Source organism: Salegentibacter sp., from assembly GCF_041642575.1.
Taxonomy (GTDB): Bacteria; Bacteroidota; Bacteroidia; order Flavobacteriales; family Flavobacteriaceae; genus Salegentibacter.
The window spans coordinates 18,610-28,301 of record NZ_JBEPWD010000029.1 but is presented as its reverse complement, the minus strand read 5'-3'; the positions used below and the strand labels follow the sequence as shown (position 1 = coordinate 28,301).

8 protein-coding genes and 1 other RNA gene are annotated in these 9,692 nt (G+C 41.6%); 7 read left to right on the top strand and 2 right to left on the bottom strand.

Features of this window, described 5'->3' with window-relative positions; translation table 11 throughout:
• Window positions 1-2 precede the first annotated feature (2 nt).
• The 5 genes from kdsA (at window position 3) to ACESK1_RS06700 (ending at window position 5,974) form a co-directional block, all read left to right on the top strand.
• Window positions 3-821, top strand: coding sequence for a 3-deoxy-8-phosphooctulonate synthase (gene kdsA, locus ACESK1_RS06720; protein ID WP_372919208.1), 819 nt, complete (start codon window positions 3-5; stop codon window positions 819-821).
• 82 nt (window positions 822-903) lie between these two features.
• Window positions 904-2,055, top strand: coding sequence for a hypothetical protein (locus ACESK1_RS06715; protein ID WP_372919206.1), 1,152 nt, complete (start codon window positions 904-906; stop codon window positions 2,053-2,055).
• A gap of 26 nt (window positions 2,056-2,081) precedes the next feature.
• Window positions 2,082-3,704: a BCCT family transporter gene (locus tag ACESK1_RS06710; RefSeq protein ID WP_372919204.1), complete on the top strand. Its 1,623-nt coding sequence runs from the start codon at window positions 2,082-2,084 to the stop codon at window positions 3,702-3,704.
• 11 nt (window positions 3,705-3,715) lie between these two features.
• The gene (locus tag ACESK1_RS06705) at window positions 3,716-4,573 is read left to right on the top strand and encodes a universal stress protein (RefSeq protein ID WP_372919202.1); all 858 of its coding nucleotides are present in this window, start codon (window positions 3,716-3,718) and stop codon (window positions 4,571-4,573) included.
• Between the two features lie 126 nt (window positions 4,574-4,699).
• On the top strand, window positions 4,700-5,974 hold the full coding sequence (locus ACESK1_RS06700; protein ID WP_372919200.1) for a mechanosensitive ion channel: 1,275 nt from the start codon (window positions 4,700-4,702) through the stop codon (window positions 5,972-5,974).
• Between the two features lie 69 nt (window positions 5,975-6,043).
• On the opposite strand, the gene ACESK1_RS06695 is transcribed toward ACESK1_RS06700, so the two are convergent.
• Complete coding sequence (locus tag ACESK1_RS06695) at window positions 6,044-6,874, bottom strand: endonuclease/exonuclease/phosphatase family protein (RefSeq protein WP_372919198.1); 831 nt, start codon at window positions 6,872-6,874, stop codon at window positions 6,044-6,046.
• 247 nt (window positions 6,875-7,121) lie between these two features.
• Here ACESK1_RS06695 and ACESK1_RS06690 point away from each other — a divergent pair, with 247 nt between their 5' ends.
• The gene (locus ACESK1_RS06690; RefSeq protein ID WP_372919196.1) at window positions 7,122-7,886 is read left to right on the top strand and encodes an oxygenase MpaB family protein; all 765 of its coding nucleotides are present in this window, start codon (window positions 7,122-7,124) and stop codon (window positions 7,884-7,886) included.
• 25 nt (window positions 7,887-7,911) lie between these two features.
• Here ACESK1_RS06690 and ACESK1_RS06685 read toward each other — a convergent pair whose 3' ends face one another.
• Complete coding sequence (locus ACESK1_RS06685; RefSeq protein ID WP_372919212.1) at window positions 7,912-9,135, bottom strand: NAD(P)-dependent oxidoreductase; 1,224 nt, start codon at window positions 9,133-9,135, stop codon at window positions 7,912-7,914.
• Between the two features lie 113 nt (window positions 9,136-9,248).
• Here ACESK1_RS06685 and ssrA point away from each other — a divergent pair.
• Window positions 9,249-9,649, top strand: a transfer-messenger RNA (tmRNA) gene (gene ssrA, locus ACESK1_RS06680).
• Window positions 9,650-9,692 lie beyond the last annotated feature (43 nt).

Below are 9,692 nucleotides of genomic sequence, written 5' to 3'. Positions count from 1 at the left end.
ATATGAAACTTGATAAAATTCCGCAACTTAAACATATAGACTCCAACAACTTCTTTCTCCTGGCCGGACCTTGTGCTATCGAAGGCGAAGATATGGCCCTGCGCATTGCAGAAAGAGTGGTTGAAATTACCGATAAGCTTGAAATTCCTTACGTCTTTAAAGGCTCCTTTAAAAAGGCCAACCGAAGCCGAATAGACAGTTTTACCGGAATTGGGGATGAAAAGGCCCTGAAGATCCTTCGGAAGGTTTCAGAAACATTTAAAATTCCAACCATCACCGATATCCACGAAATAAGCGATGCCGCACTGGCCGCTGAATATGTAGACATCCTTCAAATACCCGCATTCCTCGTTCGTCAAACTGATCTGGTGGTTGCAGCCGCTAATACCGGAAAAACCATCAACCTCAAGAAGGGCCAGTTTATGAGCCCTGAAAGTATGAAACACGCAGTGACCAAAGTCACCGATTGCAACAATGAACAAGTAATGGTTACGGATCGCGGAACCATGTTTGGCTACCAGGATATGATCGTAGATTTCAGGGGAATCCCGACTATGCGTGAATTCGCCCCTACCGTTCTCGATGTTACTCACTCACTGCAGCAACCAAATCAAAGCAGTGGTGTAACCGGTGGCCGTCCCGAGATGATAGAGACCATAGCCCGTGCCGGAATAGTTAACAATGTAGACGGACTCTTTATAGAAACCCATTTCGATCCTGCTAATGCAAAAAGCGACGGGGCCAATATGCTCGATCTTCAATTTCTGGAAGGATTACTAACCAGGCTCGTGAAAATCAGGAAAACGATTAATGAATTTTAAAGTTTTCTTAAGAGTTCTGGTATAAATACCTTGCTTTTTAATTATTTCCTTAGCTTTAAGCAACAAACCAAATTGTTGCCTAATGCGCTGCTTTCAAGATTCAACCAGATTCAGGAGCTTCTTAATTTTCTTCGCGGTTGTATTGTTTTACCCTGTTTCCACCCAAGCCCAGGATGATCCTGAAATTGCCGTAGGCGGTGCCCTTAGATACAATTACAACCTATCTTCCTGGAAAGAAGGACAAAAAAACAGGAGTGGCGATTTCGGCTACGATATGTTCCGAATGAACTTCAATGCAAAATATAAAGGCGTCTATCTTAATGCTGAATACAGGCTTTATTCAGATGCCTTTGGTGGCGGCGTGATGAAACAGGGCTGGATGGGTTACTGGTTTAATGAAACAGATGAGATCCAGGTTGGATTAACCCAGGTTCCCTTCGGAATCCAGCAATATAATTCCCACAACTGGTTTTTTAACCTCACTTATTATATGGGGTTGGAAGACGATCACGATATGGGGATAAAGTATGTGCATTACGGAGATACTTTTGAATACCATCTCGCCTTTTTTAAGAATTCTGAAGAATTGCGCTTCGGAAGTGACACCGAATCTTCACACAGCCGTTATTCCTATGACGTGGCGGGAAGAAACAAAGAGATCAATCAGTTTAACGGAAAAATCGTCTATAAATTTGGAGAAAAAGCTGCCAATAGGTTAGGCTTTTCAGCACAATATGGCGGACTTTATAATCTTGACACTAAGGAAACCGGAGATCACTACGGACTAGCTGCCCATTACGAGACCACCTATAATCGTTGGAATTTGAAGGCTCAGGCGCTTACTGCTTCCCATAACCCGGAAAACGCTTCCGGGGAAAGTCGGGATGAACTCACAATGGCGGCTTACGGTGCCCCATACCAGGTAGCTGCCGATTTCGAATTGTATTCCCTGGCTCTTTCAAGGAATATTCCAGTAAACTGGGGCCCGGTATCAAATCTGGAATTTTATAATGATTTTGGATTTATGAAAAAAAGGAAGAGTTCCTTTACCGATTCCTTTATGAATGTTACCGGCGTACTGGTTACGGCAGGCCATATTTATACTTATATAGATTACGCCGCCGGGTATAACCACTCCTGGCTGGGAGGTAATTTTATAGACGATTTTGCCCAGGGGAATCCCGATGCCAAATGGGAAGCAAGATTCAATATTAACCTGGGTTATTATTTTTAGATCAACAAATTAAGAAAACTAAAGCTATGACGAAAAAAGTTGTAAGAAGCGACGAAAGAACAAGCATTTTTGGGTTGGAACTTAACGGTCCGGTTTTCTTCACCTCTACTTTCATTATTATCGCAAGTATTGTTTTAACCCTGGTCTTCCAGGAACAGGCAGAATCCTATTTTGACAAAATTCAGAGTTTTGTTGCCAACAAAGCCGGTTGGTTTTTTATCCTTTCGGTTAATGTCTATCTCATATTTATGATCTACCTGGCTTTTAGCAGGTTTGGAAATTTGAGGATAGGCGGCCCCAAAGCAAAACCCGAATTTAAAACCATTTCCTGGTTTGCTATGCTGTTTAGCGCCGGAATGGGTATTGGTTTACTTTTCTGGAGTATTTCTGAACCTGTTTTCCATTTTAACACTCCTCCAATGACCGAAGGAGGAACCCCAGAAGCCGCACGACAGGCAATGAATTTCACCTTTCTACACTGGGGATTTCACGCCTGGGCCATTTACGCTCTTGTAGGACTTGCCCTGGCTTATTTCGCATATTCCCGTGGGCTTCCGTTAACGATTAGATCGGTATTTTATCCATTCCTGGGAGATCGTATCTATGGCAGAATTGGGAACATTATAGACATCTTTGCCGTTTTGGCAACCCTTTTTGGTTTAGCCACTTCCCTGGGATTGGGGGTAAAACAAATAGCCGCCGGCCTGGAGCATGTATTCGCAATAGACAAAGGAATTACCACCCAGGTCGTTTTAATTGCCGGAATAACGCTTATCGCTACAATTTCTGTGATTCTGGGAGTAGATAAAGGAGTGAAGGTATTAAGCGAATGGAACATGCGTATTGCTGTTCTACTCTTATTACTGGTTTTAGTACTTGGCCCTACCATTTTCATCTTTAAATCCTTTGTTCAGAATACCGGAAATTATTTTTACAGCTTTTTGCAAACCGCCACCTGGACCGAAAGCTATACCGGTAACAACTGGCAAAATAGCTGGACCGTGTTCTACTGGGGTTGGTGGATAGCCTGGTCGCCCTTTGTAGGAATGTTCATCGCGCGAATTTCCAAAGGTAGAACCATTCAGGAATTTATTCTTGGGGTATTGATCGTGCCTTCTCTGGTTACCTTTTTCTGGATCTCTGCTTTCGGAAGCTCCGCTATCCAGGAGACCTTATTGGGAAATAATGCAATTGTTGATGCGGTAAATGAGGATGTGGCGATAGCACTCTTCGTCTTTCTGGAAGAATATCCTATAGCAATTGTACTAAATCTTATTGCGGTACTCCTAATTGCCGGATTTTTCGTCACCTCATCAGATTCAGGCTCCCTGGTGATCGATAGTTTAACTTCTGGCGGAAAGATTGACGCCCCGGTAGGGCAAAGAATTTTTTGGGCAATTACAGAAGGTGCCGTAGCCGCCGTCTTACTTATAGGTGGAGGGCTGCAGGCATTGCAAACAGCATCTATAGTTACGGGACTGCCCTTTGCCTTTATCCTGCTCTTTATGTGTTACTCCCTTTACAAAGGACTTGATGAAGATTTAAAAAAGATTAAGCAAAAAGAATCTCAAAAAGAACTTGAGAATTATGAAGAAATAGTGGCAAATATCGTGAAGAAACGTAAGGATAATTCAATTTCTAAAAAATAAAATACAAAGTTATGACAGCAATTAAAAATATACTGGTTGCCTTAGATCTTTCCAATATTGATGATACCTTAATTGAATACACTTCTTTTATCTCAGATCTACTTGGGGCAGAAAAGGTTTATTTTGTTCATAATATTAAAAAATACGAGATCTCAGAACTTTTCAAGGAAGAGCTAAAAGATTTGAACCTAGACAAAATAATCGGGGACGAACTGGATGAGAAAATATCCACTTCTTTCAAAGGCAACACCCCTTGGGAGGTTTTGATTTCTGAAGACCCTTATACAGAATCTCTTATTAATTACATTTCTCATAAGTATGCTATAGACCTTGCCATTCTAGGTAATAAACCAGCGGGCAAAGGAAGTGGTGTGGTTAGCAGCAAATTATTACGTATGCTAAAATGCGACCTGCTTAGCATTCCTCCAACAGCTCAACCCGGAATCAACAACATCTGGGTAGGAACAGATTTTTCAAAGCCCTCGCAGGAAGCCTTTAACAGAGGGGTAGGCCTAAAGGAGCTCACTTCAGCTAAAATTAACCTGGCTCATGTTTTTAATGTACCGGTACAGTTCACTCCTTATCTTGTTAAAGAAGAAATAGCACCTAAAATTGAAACCCACATCAGGGAAAAGGCTGCCAAGTTTTTGAAAAAGCTCAACTATGAAAAAGAAATAGGCCAAAAGATCTACCCCGGCAGGGATGCCAGCATAGGGGAAAAACTGCTTGCTGAAGCTAAAAGAGAAAAGGCCGATATGCTTATTTTAAGCGATAAAGGTAGTAATGCTGTTTCTGCATTAATGGTGGGTAGCGTAACTGACGAAGTTTTCAACCAGGAATTACCTTCGCCCTTATGGATCACCAAATAGTTGTGTTAAACTCATATTCCTTTTAAAACATAAAAGACAGGTTTTCATTTAAAATACTGTTAATCAGGGAGGAAATCTCTTAATGATTGTCTAAATTAAGATCTAACCAACTGTAAAAATCTTAATATGGAAAATCAAATCGAATACTTCGGGGAACGAATTACGAGCTTCCTTCCTGATCTTATAGGAGCCTTACTGGTTCTATTAGTGGGCTGGCTTGTTGCCAGAGGCATTAAACACCTTGTGGTAAGGTTGATGAAAAAAACACATTGGGACGAAAAACTCTTTGGTCGCACCAATGTAGACGACACGAATGTTTTTGTAGCCAACATTTTCTATTACATCATAATGGTAATTGTGCTACTTATCGTCCTGGAAATACTTGGAGTTAATGAGGTGCTCACACCTTTAGAGAACATGGTCGATAAATTCCTGTCTTTCATTCCTAATCTTATCGCCGCAGCACTTATTGCTTTTATCGGTTATCTCCTCGCAAAATTCGTTTCCGGCCTGGTGAATATCAGCGGACAATTCCTGGATAAATGGATCGATAAAACCGGTTTTAAAGAAACCGATAAACTGGTAAATATTCTTAGAAAGATTGTTTTTATCATCATCCTGGTTCCATTTATAATTCAGGCATTTAACGCCCTGCAAATGGAAGCTATTTCTGAACCGGCAAACGATATTCTCTACGGATTTACTGAAATGATCGGTGAGATAATCGTGGCTGCTTTGGTTTTAGCTCTTTTCATTTGGGGTGGTCGCTATTTAACCGATTTTCTGGAAGACTTGTTCAGAAGTATGGGGATGGATCGCGCCGCTGAAAAGATACAGATCCATAATATGATCGGTGCAAACCAATCGCTTTCAAAATTAATCGCCAACCTGCTTTATTTCTTTCTGGTGTTTTTCGGAATAATCACTGCAGTAGAGATATTAGGTCTGGAACGATTAACTGAAACCCTAAACGAAATACTGGAAGTTACGGGACAGATCTTATTCGGACTTATAATCCTGGCGGTAGGTAATTATATCTCCCTGCTCATTTATAACACGATGATCAAAAGCAACGACAATAGGTTTATTGCAGGAGTTATTCGCTGGGCGTCTTTAGCACTGTTTATAGCCATTGGCCTAAGAACAATGGGAATTGCCAATGAAATAGTTGAACTGGCCTTCGGACTCATCCTGGGCGCCATAGCTGTGGCTGTGGCCCTGGCTTACGGCCTTGGTGGTCGTGATGCTGCAGGAGAGCATTTCAAGGATATCATTCAGAAGTTCAGAAAAGAAACTTCTGAGGTAACAACAAAAGATAATGCCGGAAGAAGTAATATTTCTTCTAACGACCCAAACGAGCCCCTGGATCCGACCGAGCCGGAAACAGACGGTAAGATTTAAAATTCAAAGGTTTTAAATAAAGAAACCGGAATCGGCTAATTGCTGTTTCCGGTTTTTATATTATAAGAACTATTTCAACTTCAGTTTCACAAAAACAGGCAAATGATCAGATGGATATTTTAATTCCCAGGAATCGCTTAAAACGGCATATTTCAACACTTTTATATCGTCACTGGTGAAGATATAATCGATCCTTCTTTTTACCGGTTTGCTGAAATCATAGGCATTAAAAGTACCTTCAGGTCCAAAATCAAGATCGGCTACCTTTTTTGAATCGTTCATTTTTTCAGCAAGGAATTGAATCCCGGGTGCATCAGGTTCCAGGTTGAGATCTCCCATAAGGATCACTGGCAGGTCTTCTGTATTTACTTCTGAGATCTTTTCATAGATAAGCCTCGCACTTTCTTCCCTGGCCTCTTCCCCGATATGATCAAAATGGGTATTAAAAACCCAGAATTTTTTATCTGAATTTTTCTCCCTGAATTTCCCGTAAGTACAAACCCGCTCCATGGCGGCATCCCAGCCCACGGAAACCTCATCAGGCGTCTCAGAAAGCCAGAAGGTGCCTTCATCGATAATATCCACTTTCTCCAGGTCATAAAAAATCGCGCTGAATTCCCCGGCTTCCTTCCCATCGTCGCGGCCCACACCAATATATTTAAAACTCTCCATCTCTTTCTCAAAATGCTTCAGCTGACTCACCAAAGCCTCCTGAACACCAAGAATTTGAGGCTCGTAAAATTTGATCTGGTTGGTCAGGTGATCTTTTCGGTTAGACCAGGAGTTTTCTCCGTCCGTCTCATTGGCGAATTTGATATTATAAGACATCACTTCTAACTCCTGAGCTCCAAGATTAAACTGTAATAACAGAAAAGCGAATAATGAAAAAACGTATTTCATAGAATTTAAATTTAAGTAAAGTTCGCAATTATTCATCGATCAAGATAATGATCAATTATTTAAATTTAAAGGAATAAAAAAAGCACCACCCGCCGTAAATATTAAATTGTCCTTCCGTGACACGGAATCATTCTTGCAGTCCTATTCATAAATTGAGCATTTAGCGATTGGGGATTTTGGAACAGCTTTCGCTACTAAATATAATTTTATAGAAAAACAGAAAAAGCTGGGCATAAAAGGATTTGAAATGGAATATTTTGTGGATGAGGATTCGATAGTACGGGAAATCTGGGGAAAGGGAGATACCATTCTCTTTATTTTCGCCGGAGCATCTGCAGAATTTGCGCTCAACAAAGCTGTAGACTGGCTTTATTACACGGGAAGACTGCCCAATGACCCCCTGGGCAGGCTCTTTTCTACGGTTTCCTATGCGCGCAAAATTGTATTTTCTGAAGAGGGTGCTGCTCTGAATGCCATTGATGCTATCGCTGCCATCCATTCTGCTGTGGAATCCAAACGCGGAAGATCGATTCCCGATTGGGCTTACCGCGATGTACTTTTTATGCTCATCGATTATTCCATAAGGTCTTATGAAGTTTTGGAACATAGACTGAGCATAGCTGAAAAACAGGAGGTTTTCAACGTCTTTTTCCGGGTTGGGAAAAGGATGAGATTACAGGGATTACCGGAAAATTTTGAAGATTTTCAGAAGATGCGGCAATCACACCTGGAACAAAACCTTGAGGCCGGAAATTACACCCGGGACCTCTACCGCCGCTACCGAAAACATCTCGGGGCGATACGTTATCGCTTATTGCTCGAAACCCAAATATATATAACTCCAAAAAAAGTAAGAGAATTGCTGTCCTTTAGGCATTTTTCGCTCCTCAGCTTGCTGCTTCCCCCTTATCAGCTAAGCCGGAGAATTAATCTTGACCAGGTGTTAAGATCAATCATACTTCCTACGGAATACCGGGCAGAAATAAACTCCCTGGATCAAAATCGGAAATAAGGCTTTTAAGAAACTAATCAGATTTTTAATCTTCCTGGTTAATCGCTTCCCCTTTTACATAATCTTCGAGGTAACTGAATTTTGTGGTCAGTTTACCGCCACTGGTCATTTGGGCTCTTTTTAGCACATTATCCGCATCATCATTAAAAAATGCGGGGATTACGTGTTTCAGAAACATTTCTCCGAAACCTTCACTGGCATCTTTTGGCAGTTCGCATGGCAGGTTATCTACCGCCATTACCAGGATAGAATCTCTTTCCCTGAAGTCTACTTCCATCTCATTTTCGGCGTCATACCCATAAAAAGGCTCGGCAATAGTCGAGGGACGGATTGTGCTGGCGATAGGTTCGTTGATATCACAGGAAATATCGGAGATGTATTTTATTTTAAAATCGGGAGATTTGGCATCTTCAGCATTGAAGAATACCGGAGCCCCATCCCCATAAAAATGCCCGGCGATAAACATATCACTCACCCTGGCAAAGCGCATGAAATCAGATTCATACTCTTCAGGATGCTTGTAAAAATCCTTATTGTTTAAAACCTTAGCATCTTTACGTTTATTATAATCCAGAACGTCAATAAGGCAGTAAACCGGTTCCGTGAAGTCCTTCTTCAAATACTCTTCTACTCCAACCTGTTTTATTCCTAAATGATCCAGGATCTCTTTGGCTCCCCGGGCTACCTTTCCGCTCCCGGTAAGCACGATCTTAATCGGTGGAATCTCGATCTTATCCAGTTCTGCACATATCGCATTCAGGTCAGGCAGCTCTTCTGCTTTCGGAAGCTCAAAAAGACCTTCTTTGAGTCCAATTCCGCGGAAACCATTATAAGCTCCTACCAGCCCCGCATAGCGACCAAAACCAATAAGCCTTGCTCCATTTTCTTTCACGATCACTTCATGATCATAAAGTTCTATGTTATTCTTCAGGATTTCTCTTAACAGGTCCCGGTTATAAGGCTGCTTCTTGATGGTATGCGAAAAGAAGAAATACTTTTTATTCGGAATAAGCGCCGGCAAGGGCACTTCTTTTACTCCCAGCATCACTTCACAATCTGACACATCGTCTGTCACCTCAAAACCGGCCTTTCGGTAAGCCTCATCAGAAAAAATCCGAATATCAGAACTCTCTACCTTAAAGGCGGCTTCAGGGAACTTTTGCTGTAATTCCTGAAGTTTTTCGGGAGAAAATACCACCCTGCGATCGGGCGGAGTCTTGCGTTCTTTTATAAGAGCGAATTTTATCATTTCTGGTATGTATTTTGCGTAGTAATGAGTGAGTTTCAAAGATATAATTTTTTGGTATCTTTGCAGACTCAGATCAGTTAAGAATAACTGAGATTGATAAGTTCTTTATTTATGGGGTCGACTTGGTTTTGACAGCGAGTCTAATTGAGTTGTAAGCACGTCGAGCGCTGGGATATAGCTCGTAAATCTCATATTTCACACTTTTTTAAACGGCGAGAATAACTACGCCTTGGCTGCATAATCCGAATCACAGTAGGATTTGCTTAGTCCCTACAAGGTAGGGAGCCGAGATGCCTCGCGGAAGCCTTGATTTACGGCGTCCGCATTTGAGGCACCGAAAAAGTAAATATAGAAACCGCAGGGTCCTGATGCGGTTTTGAAACTTAAGCGGGAATACGTGTAAGATTGGTGGTTTTCGGCCGGTCTTGCATCGACAACCAAGCGAAGACTAAACGTGTAGAAAGCTGCTGAATTGCTTGTTTGGACGAGGGTTCGAACCCCTCCGACTCCACTTTTTACCTATCAAATGACATCAAAAACCCTGTAATCCTATGATT